The 24726-nt window shown below is 71.4% G+C and carries 14 protein-coding genes and 1 pseudogene; 4 read left to right on the top strand and 11 right to left on the bottom strand.

The features are described 5' to 3' along the window. Positions 1-34: 34 nt before the first annotated feature. From hemW to lepA, 4 genes are all read right to left on the bottom strand, one after another. Positions 35-1267 carry a radical SAM family heme chaperone HemW gene (gene hemW, locus AB0M26_RS24260; RefSeq protein WP_365263930.1) on the bottom strand — a complete coding sequence of 411 codons (1233 nt, stop codon included), beginning with the start codon at positions 1265-1267 and terminating at the stop codon, positions 35-37. 208 nt (positions 1268-1475) lie between these two features. Then, positions 1476-3365 (bottom strand): AMP-dependent synthetase/ligase, encoded by a 1890-nt coding sequence (locus tag AB0M26_RS24255; protein WP_365263929.1) that lies wholly within the window; start codon positions 3363-3365, stop codon positions 1476-1478. A gap of 281 nt (positions 3366-3646) precedes the next feature. After that, positions 3647-4654, bottom strand: a complete 1008-nt coding sequence (locus tag AB0M26_RS24250) for a hypothetical protein (protein ID WP_365263928.1) — start codon at positions 4652-4654, stop codon at positions 3647-3649. A gap of 388 nt (positions 4655-5042) precedes the next feature. After that, entirely contained in the window at positions 5043-6917 is a 1875-nt protein-coding gene (gene lepA, locus AB0M26_RS24245) for a translation elongation factor 4 (RefSeq protein WP_365263927.1), read from the bottom strand. 194 nt (positions 6918-7111) lie between these two features. On the opposite strand from lepA, the gene rpsT reads away from it, so the two are divergent. Further along, positions 7112-7378, top strand: a complete 267-nt coding sequence (gene rpsT, locus AB0M26_RS24240; protein ID WP_365263926.1) for a 30S ribosomal protein S20 — start codon at positions 7112-7114, stop codon at positions 7376-7378. A 790-nt stretch (positions 7379-8168) separates the two neighbouring features. After that, on the top strand, positions 8169-8789 hold the full coding sequence (locus tag AB0M26_RS24235) for a hypothetical protein (protein ID WP_365263925.1): 621 nt from the start codon (positions 8169-8171) through the stop codon (positions 8787-8789). A gap of 245 nt (positions 8790-9034) precedes the next feature. Here the strand turns inward: AB0M26_RS24235 and holA are convergent, their stop codons facing one another. Continuing rightward, positions 9035-10033: a DNA polymerase III subunit delta gene (gene holA, locus AB0M26_RS24230; RefSeq protein WP_365263924.1), complete on the bottom strand. Its 999-nt coding sequence runs from the start codon at positions 10031-10033 to the stop codon at positions 9035-9037. Positions 10034-10398: 365 nt separating this feature from the next. Between holA and AB0M26_RS24225 the strand changes: the two genes are divergently transcribed. Next, positions 10399-10701: a hypothetical protein gene (locus AB0M26_RS24225; RefSeq protein WP_365263923.1), complete on the top strand. Its 303-nt coding sequence runs from the start codon at positions 10399-10401 to the stop codon at positions 10699-10701. 4 nt (positions 10702-10705) lie between these two features. Here the strand turns inward: AB0M26_RS24225 and AB0M26_RS24220 are convergent, their stop codons facing one another. The 6 genes and pseudogenes from AB0M26_RS24220 to leuS form a co-directional block, all read right to left on the bottom strand. Next, a complete protein-coding gene (locus tag AB0M26_RS24220) occupies positions 10706-11512 on the bottom strand; it encodes an arylamine N-acetyltransferase (RefSeq protein WP_365263922.1) in 807 nt (268 codons plus the stop codon). Positions 11513-11742: 230 nt separating this feature from the next. Then, positions 11743-14481 (bottom strand): annotated as a pseudogene (locus AB0M26_RS24215) (ComEC/Rec2 family competence protein); the annotation flags it as partial. Then, positions 14478-15470 (bottom strand): ComEA family DNA-binding protein, encoded by a 993-nt coding sequence (locus AB0M26_RS24210; RefSeq protein WP_365263921.1) that lies wholly within the window; start codon positions 15468-15470, stop codon positions 14478-14480. The gene AB0M26_RS24210 and the pseudogene AB0M26_RS24215, both read right to left, overlap by 4 nt. Positions 15471-17150: 1680 nt before the next feature. Continuing rightward, positions 17151-17999 carry a DegV family protein gene (locus AB0M26_RS24205; protein ID WP_365263920.1) on the bottom strand — a complete coding sequence of 283 codons (849 nt, stop codon included), beginning with the start codon at positions 17997-17999 and terminating at the stop codon, positions 17151-17153. 152 nt (positions 18000-18151) lie between these two features. After that, positions 18152-18997, bottom strand: a complete 846-nt coding sequence (locus tag AB0M26_RS24200) for a hypothetical protein (RefSeq protein WP_365263919.1) — start codon at positions 18995-18997, stop codon at positions 18152-18154. A gap of 543 nt (positions 18998-19540) precedes the next feature. Beyond that, positions 19541-22435 carry a leucine--tRNA ligase gene (leuS, locus tag AB0M26_RS24195; protein WP_365263918.1) on the bottom strand — a complete coding sequence of 965 codons (2895 nt, stop codon included), beginning with the start codon at positions 22433-22435 and terminating at the stop codon, positions 19541-19543. Positions 22436-23011: 576 nt separating this feature from the next. Here leuS and AB0M26_RS24190 point away from each other — a divergent pair. Continuing rightward, positions 23012-24691 (top strand): hypothetical protein, encoded by a 1680-nt coding sequence (locus tag AB0M26_RS24190; protein ID WP_365263917.1) that lies wholly within the window; start codon positions 23012-23014, stop codon positions 24689-24691. The last annotated feature ends 35 nt before the right edge of the window (positions 24692-24726 follow it).

The following is a 24726-nucleotide window of genomic DNA, read 5'->3' as shown; positions in this document are numbered from 1 at the left end:
TGTCGCGGGCCCGAGCTGATCCAGAAGACACGGCCTAGTCGACCAGGTCGCGTACGACGGCGTCCGCGAGCAGACGTCCGTGCAGGGTCAGCACCGCCCGGCCCGACTCGTACGGGCCCGGCTCGAGCAGGCCGTCCGCCAGCGCGCGCCCGGCCGCCCGCGTGCCCGCCGGAGCGAGCAGGTCCAGCGGGCAGCCGTCCTTCAGACGGAGCTCCAGCAGGATGCGTTCGACCCTGCGGTCCTCGCCGGACAGCACCTCGCGCCCCGCTCCCGGGGAGCGGCCCTCGCTCAGGGCCTGGGCGTACGCGCCCGGGTGCTTGACGTTCCACCAGCGCACTCCGCCGACGTGGCTGTGGGCCCCGGGACCGGCGCCCCACCAGTCGGCGCCGGTCCAGTACAGCTCGTTGTGGCGGCAGCGGCCCGCCCGTGACGTGGCCCAGTTCGACACCTCGTACCAGCCGAACCCGGCGGCCGACAGGGTCTCCTCCGCTATGAGGTAGCGGTCCGCGTGCACATCGTCGTCGGTCATCGGCACCTCGCCGCGCCGGATGCGGCGGGCGAGCTGCGTGCCCTCCTCGACGATCAGCGCGTACGCGGAGACGTGGTCGGGCCCGGCGCCGATCGCGGCGTCCAGGGAGGCGCGCCAGTCCGTCTCGCTCTCCCCCGGCGTTCCGTAGATCAGGTCGAGGTTCACATGGTCGAATCCGGCGGCCCGTGCCTCCGCGACACAGGCCTCGGGGCGCCCGGGCGTGTGCGTACGGTCCAGGATCTGCAGGACGTGGCGGCGGGCGCTCTGCATCCCGAAGGAGACACGGTTGAAGCCCGCCTCCCGGAGCTGGGCGAGATAGCGCGGGTCCACGGACTCGGGGTTGGCCTCGGTGGTGATCTCGGCCCCGGCCGCCAGCGAGAACTCCTCCCGGATCGCGGCCAGCATCCGGCCCAGGTCGGCGGAGGAGAGGAGCGTCGGCGTGCCGCCACCGACGAAGACCGTCTCCACGGGGCGTGGGTCGTCGCCGAGGACCTTGCGGGCGAGCCGGATCTCCTCGGTGAGCGTCTCCGCGTAGTTGTCGCGCGAGGCCAGGACGCCGCCGGAGCCGCGCAGCTCGCTCGCGGTGTAGGTGTTGAAGTCGCAGTAGCCGCAGCGCGTCGCGCAGTACGGCACGTGCAGATAGAAGCCGAGCGGGCGGGCGGCGGCACCGTCGAGGGCGCGGCCGGGCAGTGCCCCGTCGTGGGGCACGGGCTCGCCGTCGGGCAGTGCGGAGGGCATGCCCCCCATTGTCCACTGCCGCAGGAAGACCCCGGGCCGGCCGGCAAGGGGTGGGCCTCCGGGCGGACGGGCCACGGTCGGGCAGGCACCGTACGGCGGGCCACGGTCGGGCAGGCACCGTACGGCGGGCCACGGTCGGGCAGGCACCGTACGGCGGGCCCCGAGCGCGGAGAGCGCCCGGGGCCCGGTAACGTCCGCGCGGAGGCGGCTACACCTCGCGCGTACCGTCGTACATCTCGTCGATCAGGTGCTTGAATTCTCGCTCCACGACCGGCCTCTTGAGCTTGAGGCTGGGCGTCAGCTCGCCGTGCTCGACATCGAGGTCGCGCGGCAGGATCCGGAACTTCTTGATCGTCTGCCAGCGCTGCAGGCCCTCGTTCAGGCGGCTGACGTAGCCGCCGATCATCTCCTCGACTTCCCGGGAGGTGACCACGTCCGAGTACCGCTTGCCCGCCATGCCGTGGTCGGCGGCCCAGGCCGTGATCGAGGGCTCGTCGAGCGCGATGAGCGCCGTGCAGAAGTTCCGGTCGGCGCCGTGGACCAGGATGTTGGAGACGAACGGGCAGACGGCCTTGAACTGGCCCTCGACCTCCGCGGGCGCGATGTACTTGCCGCCCGACGTCTTGATCAGATCCTTCTTGCGGTCGGTGATCCGCAAGAAGCCGTCCGAGGACAGCTCGCCGATGTCGCCGGTGTGGAACCAGCCGTCGGACTCCAGCACCTCGGCCGTCCTGTCCGGCAGACCGTGGTAGCCCTCCATGATGCCGGGGCCGCGGAGCAGGATCTCGCCGTCGTCGGCGATACGGACTTCGGTGCCGGGCAGCGGCCTGCCGACCGTCCCGGTGCGGTAGGTGTCGCCCGGGTTGATGAAGCTGGCGGCGCTGGACTCGGTGAGGCCGTAGCCCTCCAGGATGTCGATGCCGGCGCCGGAGAAGAAGTAGCCGATGTCCGGGGCCAGCGCGGCGGAGCCGGAGACGGCGGCGCGCAGCCGGCCGCCGAACGCTTCGCGCAACTTGGCGTAGACGAGCTTGTCGGCGATGGCGTGCTTGACGGTGAGACCGAGGGGCGCCGTCCTGCTGCCGGTGCGTCGCAGGTTGTCCTGGGAGATCTTCGCGTACTCGCGGGCGACGTCCGCGGCCCACATGAAGACCTTGTACTTGGCCGGGCCGCCCGCGCGGGCCTTGGCCACGACGCCGTTGTAGACCTTCTCGAAGATGCGGGGCACCGCGGCCATGTAGGTCGGCTTGACCACTGGAAGGTTCTCGATGATCTTGTCGATTCGGCCGTCGACGGCGGTGACGTGGCCGACCGCGATCTGGCCCGAGGTCAGGACCTTGCCGAAGACGTGCGCCAGCGGCAGCCACAGGTACTGGACGTCCTCGCCGGTGACCAGGCCGGTGGACTCGATGGCCCGGGCCATGTAGGCCCAGTTGTCGTGCGGCAGCCGCACGCCCTTGGGGCGCCCTGTGGTGCCGGAGGTATAGATCAGCGTGGCGAGCTGATCGGCGGTGATCGCACCGATCCGCTTGCGGACGACGTCCGGGTTCAGCTCCAGGTAGGCGGCGCCGCGCCGTTCGAGTTCGGCGAGGGAGAGCACCCAGTCCTCGGGGTCGCCCGGGGCCGTCAGCGCGTCGGTCTCGTTCATCACGACGACGTGCGCCAGATCGGGGAGCTGGTCGCGCTGCTCTCGGGCCTTGCCGAGTTGCTCGGCGTTCTCGGCGATCATGACCCGGCTGCCGGAGTCCGCCAGAATGTACGCCGTCTCCTCAGCGTTGGTGGACGGGTAGACCGTGGTGGTCGCCGCACCGGCGCAGAGCACGCCGAGGTCGGCCAGGATCCAGTCCAGACAGGTCGCGGAGGCGATGGCGACCCGCTCCTCGGGACGTACGCCGATGTCGATCAGGCCCGCGGCGATGGACAGGACGCGGTCGGCGGACTGCTTCCAGGTGAGCGAGCGCCAGTCGTCCGGGCCGTCGCCCGAGGCGGGCGGCACGGGGTAACGAAAGGCCTCCCGCTCCGGTGTGGCCTCGACCCGCTCCAGGAAGAGCGTCGCCACGGAGGGCGGCCGGTTTTCGATAAGGGTCTGCGTGTCGCTCACGACATCCTCCGTGCCCCGCGGCAAGTGCTGTGAGTGGGAGCTGTTCAATCCGTCCGCCAGTTGTTTAACTCGCGAGTAACCTCGAGCAGCCATCAGCGTAGGGCGCGTTCCGCCTTTGCGTAAGAGGGAACTGCGCACTCGTTGAAGTGCGTTTCACCCAGTGGACGGCACGAAACCGTCATCTGCCAGTCATGGATAACGAACATGGAGAAGCGGGCCCGGATTGATATGTCCGGACCCGCTCGCACGCATCGCACGCTGCCGCCTAGGGAGGGCCAGGTTCAGCGGGCCGCGGGCATGCCGCCGAACTGACCACCCTGACCCTGGCCGCCACCGAACTGACCGCCCTGGCCCTGGTTGCCGCCGAACTGACCACCCTGGCCGCCCTGACCCTGGTTGCCGCCGAACTGAACACCCTGGCCCTGGTTGCCGTCGAACTGGCCACCCTGGCCCTGGTTGCCGCCGAATTGACCACCCTGGCCCTGGTTGCCGCCGAATTGACCACCCTGGCCCTGGTTGCCGCCGAACTGAACGCCCTGACCCTGGTTGCCGCCGAAGTGACCACCCTGGCCGCCGCCGAACTGGCCACCGGTGAACTGACCATCCTGACCCTGGTTGCCGCCGAACTGGCCACCCTGGCCGCCGGTGAACTGACCACCCTGACCCTGACCGCCGCCGAACTGGCCGCCCTGACCCTGACCGCCGCCGAACTGACCACCGGTGAACTGACCATCCTGACCCTGGTTGCCGCCGAACTGACCACCCTGGCCGCCGGTGAACTGACCACCCTGACCCTGACCGCCGCCGAACTGGCCCTCCTGACCCTGACCGCCGCCGAACTGACCACCCTGGCCACCGGTGAACTGACCACCCTGACCCTGGTTGCCGGCGAACTGGCCGCCCTGGCCGCCCTGGCCACCGGTGAACTGACCACCCTGGCCCTGGCCACCGCCGAACTGGTCCCCGGCGAGCGTTCCGGTGGATGGGTTCGCGGCCGCGTCGTGGCCCTGCCCCACCTTCTCGAGGACGGTCCTGCGGATGTCGTTGTCCACCCGGCGCGGGTCCATCATCTGGCGCTGCAGTGGAGTGGTGGCGGCGGAGAGAACCTCGTTGAGCGGCTTCTCCGCCGGGGGCTTCATATCGTCCAGCGGCTGGTCCTTGAGCAGCCTCGCCCAGCCCTGCGGCGTCGTCCCGGAGGCCGCGGGCCCGTCGTGGGCAACGGCGGCGGATCCGGTTCCGAGGGCCATCACGGAACCGGCGATCATGGCGGCAGCCTTCGTGTACTTCACTCGAGCATCCCTTCCCGAGCGGTGTCTGCGCGGCACGACCGTCGTGCCCCGCCCGGGTCCGCGCTGGGGCCGCCCGGATCACCGCTGCGCAGTGCGTAACGGCACGTTTCTTCCGCGAGAAACCGGAAGGCCCGGCATTCACCCGTATGCCACACGAAGGCGCCCGCCCCCGGGTGCCTGGGGACGGGCGCCTTTACGCCGTTCTACGCCGTGGCGGCCGCTTCTCGGCTTCGGCCCCGCTTCTCAACTTTCGCCTCAGTGCTCAACTTTCGCCTCAGTGCTCGACTTTCGCGCCACCGCTCGGCTTTCGCCCTACTGCTCGGCTTTCGCGCCACCGCTCGGCTTTCGCCCTACTGCTCGGCTTTCGCGCCACTGCTCGACTTCGGCCTTACTTCCTGGCCTTGGCTTCCCCGCCCTCGGAATCCGTGGACAGCACTGCGATGAAGGCTTCCTGGGGGACCTCCACACTGCCGACCATCTTCATCCGCTTCTTGCCTTCCTTCTGCTTCTCCAGCAGCTTCCGCTTACGGGAGATGTCACCGCCGTAGCACTTGGCGAGGACGTCCTTGCGGATGGCGCGGACGGTTTCCCGGGCGATCACACGGCTGCCGATGGCGGCCTGAATGGGCACCTCGAAGTTCTGCCGCGGGATCAGCTCGCGCAGCTTGGCCACGAGCCGCACGCCGTACGCGTACGCCTTCTCCTTGTGGGTGATCGCCGAGAAGGCGTCGACCTTGTCGCCGTGCAGCAGGATGTCGACCTTGACCAGGTCGGCGGTCTGCTCGCCGGTGGGTTCGTAGTCGAGCGAGGCGTAGCCGCGGGTCTTGGACTTCAGCTGGTCGAAGAAGTCGAAGACGATCTCGGCCAGCGGGAGCGTGTAGCGCAGCTCGACGCGGTCCTCGGAGAGGTAGTCCATGCCGAGCAGCGAGCCGCGCCGGGCCTGGCACAGCTCCATGATCGCGCCGATGAACTCGCTGGGGGCCAGGAGGGTGGCGCGGACGACCGGTTCGTGCACCTCGGCGATCTTGCCGGTGGGGAACTCGCTCGGGTTGGTGACCGTGTGCTCGGTGCCGTCCTCCATGTCCACGCGGTAGACCACGTTGGGGGCGGTCGCGATCAGGTCGAGCCCGAACTCGCGCTCCAGACGCTCCCGGATGACGTCCAAGTGCAGCAGGCCGAGGAAGCCGACGCGGAAGCCGAAGCCGAGCGCGGCGGAGGTCTCCGGCTCGTAGACCAGCGCGGCATCGTTGAGCTGGAGCTTGTCCAGGGCCTCGCGGAGTTCGGGGTAGTCAGAGCCGTCCATCGGATACAGGCCCGAGAAGACCATCGGCTTCGGGTCCTTGTAGCCGCCGAGCGGCTCCTCGGCGCCCTTGTTGAGCTGGGTGATGGTGTCGCCGACCTTGGACTGGCGGACGTCCTTCACACCGGTGATCAGATAGCCCACCTCGCCGACACCGAGGCCGTCGGCCGGGGTCATCTCCGGCGAGTTGGTGCCGATCTCCAGGAGCTCGTGCGAGGCGCCGGTCGACATCATCCTGATCCGCTCGCGTTTGTTGAGCTGACCGTCGACCACCCGGACGTAGGTGACAACGCCGCGGTACGAGTCGTAGACCGAGTCGAAGATCATCGCGCGGGCCGGGGAGTCCTTCACCCCGACCGGGGCCGGGACGACGTCGACGACCTTGTCCAGCAGCTCGGGAACGCCGTCACCGGTCTTCGCTGAGACCTTCAGCACGTCCTCGGGCTCGCAGCCGATGAGGTGCGCGAGCTCCTCGGAGAACTTCTCGGGCTGCGCGGCGGGCAGATCGATCTTGTTGAGGACCGGGATGATCGCGAGGTCGTTCTCCATCGCCAGGTAGAGATTGGCAAGGGTCTGCGCCTCGATGCCCTGGGCGGCGTCCACGAGGAGGATCGTGCCCTCGCAGGCAGCGAGCGAGCGGGAGACCTCGTAGGTGAAGTCGACGTGGCCGGGGGTGTCGATCATGTTGAGGATGTGGGTGGTGCCCGCACCCTCCCCCGCGGTCGGCGCCCACGGCAGCCTTACCGCCTGGGACTTGATCGTGATGCCGCGCTCGCGCTCGATGTCCATCCGGTCGAGATACTGGGCGCGCATCAGCCGCTGCTCGACGACGCCGGTGAGCTGCAGCATGCGGTCGGCGAGTGTCGACTTGCCGTGGTCGATGTGCGCGATGATGCAGAAGTTGCGGATGCGCGCCGGGTCGGTACGGCTCGGCTCCGGCACATTAATAGGGGTCGCGGGCACGCAGGGTCCTGTTTCTTGAGGCGTCTGCCGCCTCTGGTCGGATCGATACGTAGCCTCCATAGTCCCACGCCCGCGGGGAAGCGACGGGTTTGGGAGGCCCTCGGAGCGGCTGGTAGCCTGGTCCACTGTGCCTCGTGCCCTCATCAGCCGGGGCACTGCTCAAGAATCCGGACGAACCTGCAAAGGCTCTATACGTGGCGAACATCAAGTCCCAGATCAAGCGGAACAAGACGAACGAGAAGGCGCGCCTGCGCAACAAGGCCGTCAAGTCCTCGCTCAAGACCGCGATCCGCAAGACCCGTGAGGCCGTCGCGGCCGGCGACGCCGAGAAGGCCACCGTGGCCGCCCGCGAGGCGTCCCGCAAGCTCGACAAGGCCGTCAGCAAGGGTGTGATCCACAAGAACCAGGCCGCCAACAAGAAGGCAGCTCTGGCTCAGCGGGTCGCCACCCTCCAGGGCTGACACCCGTAGCACCTGCCTCACCACACCTCAACAGTGACGTGATGTACGGGGCTCCGGCCCCAGGGCCCTCCAGGGGCCCGACCCCGCCGGCCCGGATCCAGCGGTCCCTCTCAACCGCTCCGGACGGCAACCCACGCGCCGCACGCGGCCTGCGTTCGCCACGCGGGTGCGGCGCACCCGAGTTCGTACCCGATGGCCCGATGCCTGTCCCTTCCCCAGGACGGCACCGGGCCTTCGGTGTGTCAGGGCTTTCGGTTGTACGGGCCTCTTCGGTGTGGCAGGGCCTTCGGTGGCAGGGCCTTCGGAGTACGGGCGTCGTGCCTCGGTATTCGCCGGAGGCGGGCTTGGTCAGACGTACGGAATGAGGGCTCCGGTACGGGGGAGCGGGTCGCACGGACCCCGGGCTTCTGCGCGGATGCGGTGCGGGGCGTGGATCCTGCGCGGCCGGACCGGGGCGCGGCCGGACCGGGGCGCGGCCGGACCGGGGCGCGGCCGAGCGCGGGACCGGGGCGCGGGGAGTGAAGCGCGCGCCGGTGTCGTATGCGGACAGTTCCGCTATCTTCACGGCATGTCGATACCGGGGGACCAGTCGAATCCGTATGCCGCACAACCGTACGGTGCGCAGTCTCATCCGCAGCCGCCTCAGCCACAGCATCCACAGCCGACACATGCGCACCAGCCGCAGCCGCCCGGCCAACCCGCGCTCTACGTACCGCCGCAGCCCCAGCCGGGCGGTTACGGCTTCGGGCCGCCGGTTCCGCCCGCCCCCTCCAGCGCCGGAGGCCGCGGCTTGCTGTGGGCACTCGGCGGCGCGGTCGTCGCCTCCGCCGTATGGGTCGCCGTCGTCTTCGCGACCGGAGGCTTCCCGGGCCAGGGAGGCGGAGGCCCTGACCTCGGCGGCTACACCTTCCGCAAGGACATCTGCCCTGACACCGACCTCTCGGCCGTCAAGGAGCAGTACCCGGCGGAGAAGTCGTCGCCCAAGAGCGATGCGGCCACGCACAAGGCGCTCGACGCCATGTGGTGCACGACATCGCTCGCGCCGTCGGGCGCCCAGTACTCGAGCGCGACGGTGACCGTCGAGATGTGGCTCTACAAGGCCACCGATCCGTCCGCCAACTTCGAGGCGCAGTACGAGAGTTTCGACCAGCGGGGCGACAGCGGGAACACGTTCTCGGTACGGAAGGTCCCCGGCATCGGTGACGTGGCATACCTGGTGACGCCCGAGGAACCGCGCGAGACGGGCTCGTCGGCGTATCTGGCGGTGCGCGACGGCTGGATGACGTACCAGATGAGCCTCAGCAACTACGTCTCGTCCAGCGAGACCGGAGTCTCGGAGCCCGACCTGTCGGAGATCGAGGACATGCTGAAGCAGGACACGAAGGCGACGTTGACGAAGCTCAGCGGCTGAGAACGGAGCCGACCGAGGAGAACCCCGCACGGGGGCCGAGGACAACCCTGCATGGGCCCGAGGAGAACACCGCGCGTGCCCGGACAGCGAACGTGCGGGGTTCTGCCCGGGGCAAGTGGCCGGTCCGGCAGCGAAGTCGGACGGGCGACGACCCGCACACGTCACGTCGCGACGCAACCGACGGGCCCGAACGGGGCAGGAAGAGTGGTTCGGCCCAGGTTCAGCTGCAGCTCGTCGAGTGCGGGTCAGCGCGGGCGAGAAGGTCGCGCCGCGCGCGCGATGGTCACCACGGCCTTCTCCAGGGCGAATTCGGGGTCGTCCCCGCCGCCCTTGACCGCGCCGTCCGCCTCTGCCACCGCCCTCAGCGCGACCGAGACGCCGTCGGCCGACCATCCCCGCATCTGCTGGCGCACGCGGTCGACCTTCCAGGGCGGCATGCCGAGCTCGCGGGCCAGGTCGACGGGGCGCATACCGCGGGGCGCGGAGGCGAGTTTTCCGATGGCCCTGACGCCCTGGGCGAGCGCGCTGGTGATCAGAACGGGCGCGACACCGGTGGACAGTGACCAGCGGAGCGCCTCCAGCGCCTCGGCGGTCCTGCCCTCCACCGCCCGGTCGGCGACGGTGAAGCTGGATGCCTCTGCGCGACCCGTGTAGTACCGGGCGACGACGGCCTCGTCGATGGTCCCCTCGACGTCGGCGGCCAACTGCGAACAGGCGCTGGCGAGTTCGCGCAGGTCACTGCCGATCGCATCGGCCAGTGCCTGGCATGCCTCGGGCGTCGCGGAACGTCCACCGGCACGGAACTCACCCCGCACAAAGGCCAGCCGGTCCGCGGGCTTGGTCATCTTCGGGCAGGCGACCTCGCGGGCTCCCGCCTTGCGCGCGGCGTCCAGGAGCCCCTTGCCTTTGGCACCGCCCGCGTGCAGCAGGACGAGGGTGATCTCCTCGGCCGGAGCGGCGAGGTAGCTCTTCACGTCCTTGATCGCGTCCGCTGAGACGTCCTGGGCATCGCGCACGACGACGACCTTGCGCTCGGCGAACAGCGACGGACTCGTCAGCTCGGCGAGCGTGCCCGGTCGCAGCGCGTCGGGCATGAGCTCGCGCACATCGGTGTCGGTGTCGGCCGCGCGTGCGGCCGCGACGACCTGCTGCACGGCGCGGTCGAGGAGCAGGTCCTCCTGGCCCACGGCGAGCGTGACGGGGGCGAGAAGGTCGTCGTTCTGGGTCGCAGTCTTCCTGGCCATCGCGACCAGCATCCCACGGGCCACCGACAGCAACGTCCCGGGCGGACTGCGAGGTGCGCCCGACCGCTCCGGAGAGCCGCCCGCCCGGAGAACCGTCTGCGGACGGAACCACCTGGGCACCGCGGGCCGGGGCAACATCCGGAACAGCGGCCGCCTGCCTGGAGAGGTCACCGTCACGGAGAGGGACGCCCCTGGCCACGAGGGCAGCCGCCCGCAGGAGGACGCCGCAGGCCCGGGGCCAACGCCCGCTGACAGGGGCGTAGCGGGCAGGGGCCATGCGGACAGGGCCTGGCGGACAGGGGCGTGGCGGACAGGGCTATGCGGACAGGGGCCGTGCAGCAGGGGCCGTCACGCACAATGGGCGGATGAGCAGCGCCGCGTCCCTTCCGCCCGAAACGGATCAGTCCCCCGGTTCCGACGCCCCCGTAGCCCTGCACCACGTCCTTGTGTTCCCCGACCGCGAGTCGGCGGAGGATGCCGCAGAGGAAGTGGTCGACCGGTTCGCACCCGGCAGCATGCCTCAGCTCGTGCGGGACGCGCTTGCTGGTGAGGACGACGCCGAGGACGCGCAGTGGCTGGTGGTCATCGACGACCCGGCGGAACGACTGGACGCCGCGGAGCTGGCCGCCCTCTCGGAGGAGTACGAGGGCTGGCTCGAGGAGGAGTGACCCCCTACCGCCCGGAGACCTCGCTCAGCGGAGCCAACACCTCCGGTACATGGCGGAGTTCGATGCCGAAATGGGAGCGGTAGGCGGACAGGACGTCGTGGTCGGTCTTCAGTTCCTCCTCCCGGCGACCGCCCGCCGTCGTGGTGACCAGCTTGCGGCCGCTGAGCGTGATCCGGCCGCCGTTCTCCAAGAGCCGGGAGCAGACGAGGGAACGGGTGAAGCGGGACTTCGGTGAAGTGCGGTGCCACCAGCAGGTCGCCTCGAAGTCGCCCAGTTGGCGGGGGCGCGTGTCGAGGCGGAACTGCGGCTCACCGTCCTTGAAAACGTCCAGGTCGCCAGCCGGGGCCTCGACGATGCGGAAGGTTCCGCGAGGGTCGGCCTGGGCCTCGCCGTCGGCGAACCGGAGCGGGTGGTGGCTGTGGTCGCCGAACCCGACGTCCGCGAGCCAGGGTTCACCTCCGTCCGGGCTCTCGACGCGCAGCGCCATGTGATCGTAGGGCGGACCGACACGTCCGGGCCCGGTGAAGACCCGGGCTGCCAGCAGTGACACCGACCAGCCGAGGGAGGTGAGCAGTGCCGCGAAGGCGCCGTTCAGCTCGTAACAGAACCCTCCGCGCCGTGCCCCGACGACCTTGTCGACGAGTGGGGTCTCCTCGAGGACGATCTCCTCACCGAGGTGGATGGAGAGGTTCTCGAACGGGACGGAGCACAGGTGGCGCAGTTGCAGGTCACGCAGCGCTGCCTCATCGGCCCGGGCGGGGCGCGTCGCGCCGATCCGCCGGAGGTACGCGTCGGTCTGTGCGGAATCCATGTCCCCTTTATCGCGCAGGAGGCGTGCGCGTGCCATCGGTCCTCGACTCTCGGCCTGCCGGGCACACCGCGTGACACAACACCCCGACGGCATCGGCGTCGGCATCGGCGGGACAGGACTGGTGAGCCGCGTCGGCGGGGCAGGCTCCCGGGCGCCCGGGGACCGGCGTACCCGCGTACGGCTCCGGCACGGGTGCCCCTCACCACGGCGGCGAGGCGGGACGAGGGCCCACCGGTGACGGCGATCGCGCCGACGGTGTCGGTGCTGAGCACCATGGCACCGTGATTCCGGAGCGCGGCAACGGTACGAGGAGACGGGTGCCCGTACGGGTTGTCCCGTCCGGCCGAGATCACCGCGATGCGGGGGCTGACCCGGCGCAGTAGCCGGAGGTCCTGGTAGGCGGAACCATGGTGGGCGACCTTGAGGACATCGACGGACGGCAGATCGGGAACGGCAGCCAGCAGCCCTTGTTGGGCGGGGGGTTCGAGGTCGCCGAGCAGGAGCAGGGTCAGCCCTGCGGTGCGGACCAGAAGCGTCACGCTCGCGTCGTTCGGACCGTGCAGCGGGGGCGCCGGAAACGTCGGCGAGGGCCGCGCGGCCGTCCCGCCGGGGTCCGGGGGCGGGCCGGCCGGTGGCCACAGGACACGCCAGCGCAGCGGGCCGAGACGCCGCTCCCCCGGTGCCGTGCGGACCATCGGGACACGGGCCTCGGCCGCCACACGCCGCACGAACCCAGCCTGGTCCACGGGCTCCGCCAATGTGGTGGTCTCGATGGCTCCGACGGCGCGGCCCCGTAAGACCCCGGGCAGGCCGGCCACGTGATCGGCGTGGAAGTGCGTCAGCACGACCAGCGGGATCTTGGTGACGGCCAGGGCACGGAGGCAGCGGTCGGCGAGACGGGGGTCGGGTCCGGCGTCGACGACTACGGCGGTTCCCTGGCCCGCGGCCAGGACCAGTGCATCGCCCTGGCCGACGTCGCACGCCGCGAAACGCCAGCCGGACGGCGGCCAGCCGGTGATCAAGCGCGGGAGCGGCGCCGGGCGTGCGATGGCCAGCAGCAGGACGAGCGCGCAGGCCCCGGAGAGCCACGGGTGACGCAGCAGCCGGGGCGCGGCGAGCACGAGGACGATCGTGACGACGGCGAGCAGCAGCCCGCCCGCCCAGCCGCCCGGCCAGTCCAGTTCGGCGCCGGGCAGTGCGGCACCCGTACGCGCCACCGCGGCGATCCACTCCGCCGGCCAACCGCCCAGCCACGCCAGGCCCTTGGCGAGCGGCAACGCGACGGGCGCGAGGGCCAGCGCGGCGAAGCCGAGGACGGTGGCGGGCGCCACGGCCATCTCGGCCAGGAGGTTGCACGGCACGGCCACGATGCTGACGCGTGCCGCCAGCATGGCGGCCACCGGAGCGCAGACCGCCTGTGCTGCTGCGGCGGCCGCCAGCACCTCGGCGAGCCCGGGCGGTACCCGGCCCCGCTGGAGTGCCACGCTCCAGCGGGGCGCGATCGTCAGCAACGCGCCCGTGGCCAGGACCGAGAAGAGAAAACCGTAGGAGAGGGCGAGCCACGGGTCGTAGAGGACGAGGAGCAGAACCGCCGCGGCCAGTGCGGGCAGCAGCGATCGGCGGCGGCCGGTGGCGATCGCCAACAGCGCCACAAGCCCGCAGGCGGCAGCCCGCAGGACGCTCGGCTCGGGTCGGCAGACCACCACGAACGCGAGGGTGAGCAGTCCGCCGAGGAACGCCGTGGTGCGCAGGCAGGCACCGAACCGTGGCGCCAGGCCGCGGCGTTCGGCACGGATCGCGAGGTGTGGAGGGCCGATGAGCAGGGCGAGGAGAATGGAGAAGTTCGCCCCGCTGACGGCGGTCAAATGCACCAAGTCCGTTGCATGGAAGGCTTCTTCGAGGTCGGCGGGCATCCGGCTGGTGTCACCGATGACCAGTCCGGGCAGCAGGGCCCGGGCGTCCGCCGAGAGCCCGTCGGTCGCCTCCCGCAGCCCGCCGCGCAGTTCCCCGGCGACGCGCTGCATAGTGCTCGGTCCGTCGATCACCTGCGGTGCCGCGCGTTCGCCCTCGGCCACCCGCAGGACGGCAGCGACGGGCTCCCCTCCTCCGCCCGGCAGCGGTGTCGCCGCCTTGGCCCGGACCCGGAGTCGCGTCGAAGGAAGCAACCCAAGCCAACGCGCCCGCGGAGAGGCTCCTCGTGACTGCTCGAGTACGCCGGGTGGGGCAGCCGGACCGCCCCCGGAAGCGGTGATGGCCGTCTGGGCTCCGTCGGCCGCCACGGCATGCGGCGGAGCCCATCCTGTCCTGGTCGCACCACTCCTGCTGCCGTCGCGGCCGGATACGGGACCGGGGGGACCTGTAGCGCCGGGCGCCGCGCGCAGACCAACCGCGCTGCCGCTGGGGCGTGATGGAGAAAGGGAGCCCGGTGGATGGACGATGACCAGCACCGGCGTGCGAGTCGTCGTGACCGAGCCGTCCGGGGCGGTGACACGCTCTGCGTCGGCCCTCAGGACGACCGCGCCGGGGGCACGTTGCGCTCCGTGCACCCGCGGGCGGGTCAGCCGGGGATCGCCGGTCAGGGTCACCTCGGCCGTGACGTATGCGCTTTCCCGAGCGAGGAACGGCAGCGGACCCTGCCGGAGATCCGCCGCGTGCAAGGTTCCGGATGCCGCTGCCGCAGCAGCACAGAGCAGCGCCGCCGCGGCCACGGGCCGGGCGCGAACGCCACCGCGGACGCGGGTCCTGCGGACCGCCGCCCCGCCGAGCAACAAACCCAGCGCCACTGCCACGCAGGCCGTAAACCCGGCGACGGCCCAGCCCGTGGGCGCGGTGACCGCGAACGCGGCTGCGGCCCAGGCGGCAAGCGCCGGCGGGAAGAGGCGGAGGTCGGCCGGTCCCTCCTGAGGCGGGGCGGACTGGACCGAGCGGTGTCCCGGGTCCATGCGCGCCCCTGTTCGCGTGGTCGTCATGGCTGGACAAGGGGCTGAAGGTCGGCGAAGCGAGAGTCCCCGATACCGTTCACCTCTCGGAGTTGGGCGACGGAGGTGAAGCCGCCGTTCTGCTCGCGGTATTCGAGGATGTGCCGGGCCAGCACAGGACCCACACCGGGCAGCGCGTCGAGCTGCTCCGCGGTGGCGGAGTTCAAACTGACCGGGCCGGCACCGCTGCCTCCGGAACCTGGGGCACCGGCAGGGCCCGCGGCGGAGGTCCCCGGCCCGGTTCCGCCCACACCGGGCGCTCCGCCGACCACGATCTGCTCGCCGTCGTTGAGAACACGCGCCCGGTTCAGGGCGCGGGTGTCCGTGCCCGGGCGTACTCCGCCGGCCGCATCGAGGGCATCGGCGACCCGCGAACCGGCAGGCAGACGAAAGATGCCGGGGTTGCGGACCTTGCCTGCGACATCGATCACGACACGGCGGGCGCCGCCCGCACCCGAAGCCGCGGGCGAAGGTCCGGGCGCGATGGCACCAGGGGCCGACGCGTGGGGCTGCGGGGGCTCGGCCGCAGGTGCCCGTACCGTCTGGGGTCGCCCGGTCCAGTAGTGATACGCGGCCAGGCCGCCCGCCAGTACGAGGACGACAGCGAGCGCTGCCAGCGTCCGCGGTTCGATGCCGACCCTCAACTGCAGCCACAGCGGCAACCGTTCGCGCAGGGCCAGGTGCCACCGCAGGCGCCGGGGCTGCGGGGCTGTGGACGGAACGCCCGGTGCTCCGAGGCCCGCCGACCCGATCGGGGCCTGTGGCTCAGGCTCGGGTTCGGGGTCCGGCGTCCAGGGTGGCTGCCCGAGCGCTGCCGGGTGGAGCCGCTCCCGCCGCGAGGACCTCGGCCCGACGGACGGACTTCCCTGTCGCCACGCCCGGACGGCGTCACGCTGCCCCACCGACGACCACGGCCGTGTCTGCTCGACACCCGCCGCCCGCGTCACGTCCGGGGCCGGCCCCGGCGCCCGGTTGAGCATCAGCTCGACCGTGGGGGCCTCCGACTGACCGGGCTTCCTCGGCCCCCTCCTCGCCCGGCTGGGCTGCGGGAACTGGGTTTCTGCCGGATCCGGCTCTGCGGGCGCGGGTTCGGCCGAGCGGAAGGTCCCGGTCCCCGTTCCGGGCTGTCCCCCCTTCGGGGGCCGCGGAGCGCTCCGTTCCGCCGTCACGCCGTCCCACCCGATGTTCCGCCCGCTTGGCACAGCATCGAGAACTGCCGTCGCCGGCTCGTCCAACTCCGCGTGGGCCGGGGTCGCTCGGGCCGGGGTCGCTCGGGCCGAAGACGCATGGGCCGAGGTCATCGCGCAGGCCTTTCCCACTCGTACGGATGCCGACACCCGTGACGCGGACCAGCTCGGGACCCACGGCCCAGCAGTCGGCCCGACGGCTTCCGGCGCGATCCGGCCCTTCCGCGAGACGTCCGGACGCTCGGGGGGACCCCCCGCCTTCCCCGCCGGAGCGACATCGGGCGGCTCCGTGACTGCTCGGCTCGCACCGGACTGCCGTACAGCCGCCGCGGACTGCCGTACAGCCGCCTCGGCCCCCCGTACAGCCGCCCCGGACTGCCATACAACGGGCCCGGGTTTCCGTACAGCCGCCCCGGACTGCCGTACAACGGGCCCGGCTTTCCGTACAGCGGGCCCGGACAGCACTGGGGCCGCATCGGCACCAGGTCCGACCCCCGGCCCGGTTCCCGGCACTTCGGGCACTTCCCGTTCGGCCCGCTCAGTCGCCTCAGTCGGTTTCCGACGATCGGAGCGCGAGGCATCGGACGTCTCGCGCCGCCTCTCCATCTCCTGCGGCGCATCCATGCCGAGGAACGGAGGATCCGCCTCCCACCCGGTTCCATCAGAGACTTGCCGCTCCGGTCCCCGCTGCGCCCCGTACGCGCCCTGCGGTCCGGCTTCCCGCTCCTCCCCTGCCGAGACCCCCTCTTCCGCTCGCTGTCGCGCCCAGCTCGGCACCCGGCGACGCGACACCCGCTCCGAGGGCGAGGGAGCGGCTTCGCCGACGCCGTCTCCGCTCGCCGGACCGGCCACCGCCCGTCCCGCATACGACGGGGCCGATTGCGGCCTCAACTGCACCGCGCCGCGCGGGAGAACCAGCGCGTCCGGATGAGCGGACAGCGTCGGCATGACATCCGGCCCGGGGCGTTCGCCAGGAAGGCTCGTGGCATGCGGCGAAGACGTGGTGGCACTGCCCAGTGGGCCGAGGAGCGCCTCCGCGCGGGCACGCAGAGCGGCAGGGCCCGGCGACCCGGGTGTTGCGGCCGGTCTCCCGCCCGCGACCGCACGGCGCCACCCACGCTGCGCCACGGCGCCGTCGACGCGGTGTGTCCCCCCGCGATCGGCCCGGTGTGCGCCTGCACGGCGCGCACCGGGATTGCGGCCGCCCAAGCCGCGCGAACCGTGACGACGCGCCCCATGGCGCCGTCGGGCGCGCTGATCGGAGTCCGGTGCCCGGCCAGGTCCACTCGTTACGCTGCGTGCTCGCATCTCCATGGCGACCGACCGTAGGCGCGAACCCCGACATCCGCTCAGCAGCGCCAATTTCCGTGGACAGCCGACGAGTTGTGGACAACCTCACCACCCGCACGAGTGACCTCGGCAGACGTCGGCGGGGCCGAAGCACCCGGCGCCCGCCGTCCTCGCGCGCCCCGTTCAGCCCTTCGGCGAGAGCACGGCGCCGAGCAGCCCGGGACCGGTGTGTGCCCCGATCACCGCGCCCACCTCACTGACGTGCAGCTCCTCCAGACCGGGCACGCGGGCGCGGAGCCGGGAGGCGAGCTGGTCGGCGCGTTCGGCCGCGGCGAGGTGGTGCACCGCGATGTCCACGGGCGTACTGCCGGCCCGTTCGACGACGAGTTCCTCGAGACGCGCGATGGCCTTCGATGCCGTGCGCACCTTCTCCAGCAACTCGATCCGCCCGCCGTCGAGCTGAAGCAGCGGCTTCACCGCCAGGGCCGAGCCCAGCAGGGCCTGTGCCGCGCCGATCCGCCCGCCCCGCCGAAGGTAGTCGAGCGTGTCGACGTAGAAGTACGCGGAAGTCCCCTCGGCACGCTTCTCGGCCGCAGCCACCGCCTCGTCCAACGCGCCGCCCGCCTCAGCGGCCTCCGCCGCGGCCAGGGCGCAGAAACCGAGGGCCATCGCCACCATGCCGGTGTCCACAACGCGCACGGGTACGGGCGCGTCCTTCGCCGCGAGCACGGCCGCGTCGTACGTTCCGGAGATCTCCGCCGACAGGTGCAGCGACACGATCCCTTCCGCGCCCGCATCCGCGGCGGCCCGGTAGGCCGCGGCGAACGTCGCCGGGCTCGGCCGGGACGTCGTCACCGGGGTACGGCGCTGCAGGGCCTGAGCCACGGAGCGGGCGGAGACCTCGGTGCCCTCCTCCAGCGCCCGGTTGCCGAGCACCACCGTCAGCGGCACTGCCATGATGCCGTGCCGCTCCATCGCCTGCGGGGGCAGGTACGCCGTGGAATCAGTGACGATAGCGACAAGCCGGGACATGACTGGGAGGTTATCCGGGCAGGCCGGTGGCCGACAGTCCGGGACCGCGTCACCGTCCACTCTCACGCCCCCGGTCGACTCGCCCACTGCTGTGCCGCCTGCTCAACTCCCGGTTCTCCTCAGCTGTCGGTTCACCCGGCCGGGAGATCCGTTCACGTCGTGCTCTCCGGCCGGCGGACGGCCTTCTTCTCCCAGGGATACCGGGCCCGCTGCTCCCGGGGGTCCTGCGCGGTGATGGCGGGAGGCGGCTCCTGCGACGCGACTCCCGGCTGCGAGACATCCGGCCAGGCGGGCGTGGGATGCGAACCGGAAGCCGAGGACGGGGCAGACCCGGAGGACTCGTACGCCGCGGCCCCGGACGGCGCGGAGGGCGCCGAGGACGCCGAGGACGCGGAGGACGCCGAGGACCCGCAGGACGCGGAGGGCTTTGAGGCCGTCGCGTTCGCCGACGGCGCGGGCTTCCAGTGCCGCAGCGCCCCCGATTCGATGTCGATCTGGGTGCCGAGTGTCGTCAGGTCGTCGTCGGCGAAGCGCCGCGCTCGGTCCTGCGCCGCCCAACGCAGGGAGTCCGCGTGACGGGTGATCTGCTGCGTCCGCTCGCGCAGATCCGGCAGCCGGGCTGCCAGCGCGGCCCTGTCCGGCTCCCGCTCCAGCCGCTTGAGCTCGTCGTCCAGTTCGCGCCCGTGTGCGCTGAGCCGCTCGAAGAGGCCCTGGGCCTCGGACAGCGACTCGTCCTCGCGGCGCCCGGCGTGCAGGACGTCCTGGGTGGCCCGCATCGACGTGCGCAGCGAGAGGCGCAGTTCGGCGAGCTGCCCCTGCGGGCCGGGCTGGGCGATCTGACGCGCTCTGAGGGTCGTGTCCTCCACCGTGCGGCGCGCCTGGGCGACCGTGCGGTCGACACCCCGCTTCGCCGCCCCCACGGCCTTCACCGTCGCGTAGGCCCCGAGCACCACGAAGGCGAGGAACAGCAGCGCGAGGATGAGGATCGCGGCTTCCATGGGCGGTCGCTCCTTCGCGGTGACGGTGCCGGGCGGGCGCTACCGGACGGTCCGGCCGGGCACGGACCCCGAGTGCGCGGGGGCCAGCCGGTCGTGGCCGTGACGACATCGTGTCTCCAGCCTAAACGGCCCGGGCCGGTCGAGGGTTCCGGCGGAACCCCCAACCGGCCCGTAGGGGAATGCCCTCAGCCAGGCGCCGGCCGCGCTCCGCCGGCCCGGGCACAGGGCCGGACGCAGAGCCTGCCGCACCGGGTCCTGCCGTACCTGCCTGTCGCACCGGGTCCTGCCGTCTGCTGGCGTGCCTGGCCTGCCGCACCGGGTCCTGCCGTCTGCTGGCGTGCCTGGCCGGGACCCATCAGGAATCAACCCGGGGCCCATCGGGGACCCGGGACCCGTCCAGGGAGCCGCCCGGTTCCCCATCCGGGATCAACCCGGCCCGGGGACCCGGCCAGGGAGGACGGTCGCGTCCGGCCACAGGCACCCGCCAGGTTGCCGGGCACGCTCCGAGCCACCGCTCCGCTTCACGCGAGCCACCGTCCCGCTTCACACAGGGACGATATTCACCAGCTTCGGCGCCCTGACGATCACCTTGCGGATGCCCGCGCCGTCCAGCGCCGACTGCACCGCCGCGTCGCCCAGCGCCAGCTTCTCCAGCTCCTCGTCGCCGATCGACGGCGACACCTCCAGCCGTGCCCTGACCTTGCCCTTGATCTGCACCACGCAGGTCACGGTCTCGTCCACGACGTAGGCCGGGTCGGCGACGGGCATGGGCTCGTACACGACCGACGACTCGTGGCCCAGCCGGTGCCACAGCTCCTCGGCGATGTGCGGCGCCAGCGGCGCGGCCAGCAGCACCAGCTTCTCCGCGACCTCGCGCGGTACCGGGCCGCCCGCCTTCGTCAGGTGGTTGTTCAGCTCGGTCACCTTGGCGATGGCGGTGTTGAAGCGCAGGCTCTCCATGTCCTGCCGCACACCGTCGATCGCCTTGTGCAGGGCGCGCAGCGTGCCCTCGTCCGGTTCCGTGTCGGCGACGGTGACCTCGCCCGTGTTCTCGTCCACGACGTTGCGCCACAGCCGCTGCAGCAGCCGGTACTGGCCGACCACCGCGCGGGTGTCCCAGGGCCGGGAGACGTCCAGCGGACCCATGGCCAACTCGTACAGGCGCAGGGTGTCCGCCCCGTACTCGGCGCAGATCTCGTCCGGAGTCACCGCGTTCTTCAGGGACTTGCCCATCTTGCCCAGCAGCCGGGAGACCCGCTCGCCCTGGTAGAAGTACGCGCCGTCCCGCTCCTCCACCTCGACCGCCGGGACGGCGACACCGCGGCTGTCCCGGTAGACGTAGGCCTGGATCATGCCCTGGTTGAACAGCTTGTGGAACGGCTCGAACGAGGAGATGTGGCCCAGGTCGTACAGCACCTTGTGCCAGAAGCGGGCGTACAGCAGGTGCAGAACGGCGTGCTCCGCACCGCCCACGTACAGGTCGACGCCGCCTGCGGGCCGGTCCTCGTTCGAGCCCATCCAGTACGCCTCGACGGCCGGGTCGACGACCTGCTCGCCGTTCCGGGGGTCCAGGTAGCGCAGCTCGTACCAGCACGAACCGGCCCAGTTGGGCATGGTGTTGGTCTCGCGGCGGTACATCTTCGGTCCGTCGCCCAGGTCCAGCTCCACGTTGACCCAGTCCTCGTTGCGGGACAGCGGGGTCTCGGGGGAGGTGTCGGCGTCGTCCGGGTCGAAGGTGCGCGGCGCGTAGTCGTCGACCTCGGGCAGCTCGACCGGCAGCATCGAGTCGGGCAGGGCGTGGGCCGTGCCGACCTCGTCGTAGACGATGGGGAAGGGCTCGCCCCAGTAGCGCTGGCGGCTGAACAGCCAGTCGCGCAGCCGGAAATTGACCATGCCCTCGCCGATGCCCTGCGCCGACAGCCACTCGGTCATCTTCGCCTTGGCGTCGACGACTCCCAGGCCGTCCAGCGAGGTACCCGGACCGGTCGAGTTCACGATCTTCGCGTCGTACGAGGCGAACGCCTCGTCCCAGGTCGACGGGTCGGTGCCCCGGTCGTCCGGGGGCTCGACGACGCAGCGCATGGGCAGTTCGAAGGAGCGGGCGAAGGCGAAGTCCCGGGCGTCGTGCGCCGGGACGGCCATGATCGCGCCGGTGCCGTAGCCCATCAGAACGTAGTCGGCGATGAAGACCGGGATCCGCTCCCCGCTGACCGGGTTGGTCGCGTACGCACCGGTGAAGACCCCGGTCTTGTCCTTGACCTCGGCCTGCCGCTCGACGTCGGACTTGGCCGCGGCCTGCTTGCGGTACTCGGCGACGGCTTCGGCCGGGGTCGCGTGCCCGCCGGTCCACACACCGTGGGTGCCCTGGGGCCAGGCCCCGGGGACGATCGCGTCCACCAGGTCGTGTTCGGGCGCCAGCACCATGTACGTGGCGCCGAACAGGGTGTCCTGACGGGTCGTGAAGACCGTGATCGCACCCTTGTCGCCCACGGGGAAGTCGATACGGGCTCCCTCGGAGCGGCCGATCCAGTTGCGCTGCTGCAGCTTGATGGCCTCCGGCCAGTCCAGCGCGTCCAGGTCGTCCAGCAGCCGGTCCGCGTACGCGGTGATGCGCATGTTCCACTGGCGCAGCTTGGCCTTGAACACGGGGAAGTTGCCGCGCTCGGAGCGGCCTTCGGCCGTGACCTCCTCGTTGGCCAGCACGGTGCCCAGCCCGGGGCACCAGTTGACGGGCGCGTCGGAGGCGTATGCCAGGCGGTACTCGCCCAGGACGTCGGCTCGCTCGGCGGCGGTCAGCTCGCTCCAGGGGCGGCGGTCCGGTGTCGCGCGGCGGCCCGACGCGAACTGCTCGACCAGGGTCTCGATGGGCCGCGCCTTCTTCTCCTCCTCGTCGTACCAGGAGTTGAAGATCTGCAGGAAGATCCACTGGGTCCACTTGTAGTAGTCCGGGTCGATCGTCGCGAACGACCGGCGCTTGTCGTGGCCCAGGCCCAGCCGGCGGAGCTGGGCCTTCATGTTCTCCATGTTGGCCTCGGTGGAGACCCGGGGATGCGTGCCGGTCTGCACCGCGTACTGCTCGGCGGGCAGGCCGAAGGCGTCGAAGCCCAGGGTGTGCAGGACGTTGTGGCCGGTCATCCGGTTGAAGCGGGCGTAGACGTCGGTGGCGATGTAGCCCAGGGGGTGACCGACGTGCAGCCCCGCACCCGAGGGGTACGGGAACATGTCCATGACGTACTTCTTGGGCAGCGCGGCGCGCTCCGCGGCGCCCGACAGGTCACCACTGGGGTTCGGCGTCTCGTACGTGCCCTCGGCGTCCCAGAAGTCCTGCCAGCGTGCTTCGATCTCGGCGGCCATGGCGGCCGTGTAGCGGTACGGCGCGACCACCTCGGCGGGGGCACCTCCCGCGCCCGGGGCAGGGGAGGAATTCGTCTCGCTCATGATCCTTAAGGCTCCATCGATCGTCTCTGCCAGCTGGTTCGGAAACGAAAAATCCCCTCGCACAGGAGGGGACGCCGCGCCGATTCCGGCCGGGATGTCCACCGGCCGGGACTGATCAGCGCGGCCCGCTAAGCAGAAGGCGTACGGCACGCATGGGCTCAGGGTACCGCAGGGGTCACTCGGACCGCACAGAGCCACTGTCCACTTGCGGACAGCAACCGTTCCCGTCACCGGCCCGCTCGGCCCGGTCGGCGGCTGCACGGAAGGCACCACCGGGCCCCCGGACGGGGCGAATCAAAACGAGATCCACGTCACATCGAGCGCCCACCGGAGGGGGCCGCCGCTTTGCATTCGAAGGGCCACGGGTCATCACAGTTTTCTCACAGACTGTCCGATTCCGCCTGCACGAATAGTCACCAAATAGCGCCGTTTACAGGGTTCCTGAGCATCCCTCGGGACCACGGTCCGTCTGCAATTGACATTCGAGCAAATAACGAAAGGGCTACGACGACGTTCCCGTACGGAATTAGCATGCGTTGCCGGGACCCCTCTCCCCGCACCACTGGAGTCGTCCGCATGAACCCACATCGCAAGATCCGACCACCGACGAACGTGCCACGGCCGGTCCTGCTCACAGGATCCGTCTCGGTCATCGTTCTCATCCCCGTGCTTGCACTTGCGACCGGTGACGTGTTCCGTGCCGCGATGGACTTCATCAGTGGCGTCCTCACGCTGGTGTCACTGACCTCCGCCGTCATCTGGGGGCTCATCGCCACCGACCGTGTCCTGCTGGAGCCCCGGCAGCGACTGCTCGCCCAGGCCATCCACCGTGTACTCGCGGTCTCTTCGCTGGCGTTCCTGCTCGTGCACATCGCGACCAAGGTGGCCGTGGGTCACGTCGGCATGCTCGGTGCCCTGGTCCCGTTCGGACTGGGTATGCACGGCCCGGGTGTCCTGATCGGTCTCGGTTCCCTCGCGGCGTACCTCATGGTGATCGCCGGCGCCACGGGCGCGGCCCGCAGCGCCTTCGCCAACCCCGGGCAGGCGGCGGGGCGGTGGAGGTCGTTCCACGCCCTGGCCTACCCGGCGTGGGGCGCGGCTCTGGTGCACGGGCTCCAGGCGGGGCGACCGGCCGCGGGCTGGGTTCTCACCATGTACTCCTTGATGCTGATCGCCGTTGGCGTCGCCCTGACCGTCCGCTTGCTGCCGCAGGCCCAGCGCCGGCGCATCGCCCGGCTGCTGATGACGTACACCCGCCCGGAAGCCCTGTCCGGCATTGACGTGCCCCCGCCCGCGCGGGACCCCGGGATCGCCCCGCTTCCGGGAGCGCGCAGGGTACCGGGCCAGCGGACCGATCCCACGGTCGGCCAGCCGCCGCTGCGCCTGGACTCGACGCGCCCCCCGCCGATATCCGCGAGTCGGGGTACCGGCATATCCGCGGCATACCGCGCGGTCTCCTCCACGCCCCCGCCCACGGACCCGTTCGCGGCACCGCCGACGCGGCCTCTGCCCTCCCTGCCCCCGCCCCCGCTGCCGGGCTTCTCCGATGCGCCCACGACGGTGTCGGGGCCCCTTTTCGACACCGGACAGCTGTCGCCGGTGCCGGAGCCGCGGCCTTCGGACACGGGATCGTTTCCGCGGCCAGCGGATACGGGCTCCTTCCCCAGGCCCGCCGATACGGGCGGCTTCCCCAGGCCCGCCGATACGGGCGGCTACCCGAGGGTCGCGGACACCGGAGGCTTCCCCGGGGTTTCCGATACCGGGAGCTTCCCCGGGGTTTCCGATACCGGGCGCTTCCCCGGGGTTTCCGATACCGGGCGCTTCCCCGGGGTTTCCGGCACCGGAAGCTCCCCCGGGGGCTCAGGCACCGGAAGCTTCCCTAGGATCTCGGACACCGGGAGCTTCCCCACCCCCACGCCGCTGGCGGGCCCGTTCGAGCCGCCCTCGCTCCACCAGCAGGACTCGTTCTACGAGCCCGGCCCCGCCCCGCTGACGGATCCGCTGCCCACCATGGGCTCGTACGCGACGCCCAGCCAGCCCCGGCCGTTCCCGTTCGACGACTCCTCGGAGCGTTGGCCCGGGACCCCCGCGCCCCAGCCGCAGGCGGACCGATGGCCGGCGCCTTCCCCGCCCCCGCCCGCGGAACACATCAGGCCCCAAGCCGAACCGGACCCGGTCTCCCGGCGCCGGACAGGCCCCCCCTACCCCCCACCACCCGGCGAGCCGTGGAATGAGCACGCAGGAGACCGGCCATGAACGCACCCCTGCCCGACGTACCGGATGTCCGGGTC

The organism is Streptomyces sp. NPDC051776 (assembly GCF_040681345.1).
In the GTDB taxonomy this organism is placed as follows: domain Bacteria; phylum Actinomycetota; class Actinomycetes; order Streptomycetales; family Streptomycetaceae; genus Streptomyces.
The sequence above is the reverse complement of the archived record's forward strand: the minus strand, read 5'-3'. Positions and strand labels throughout refer to the sequence as shown.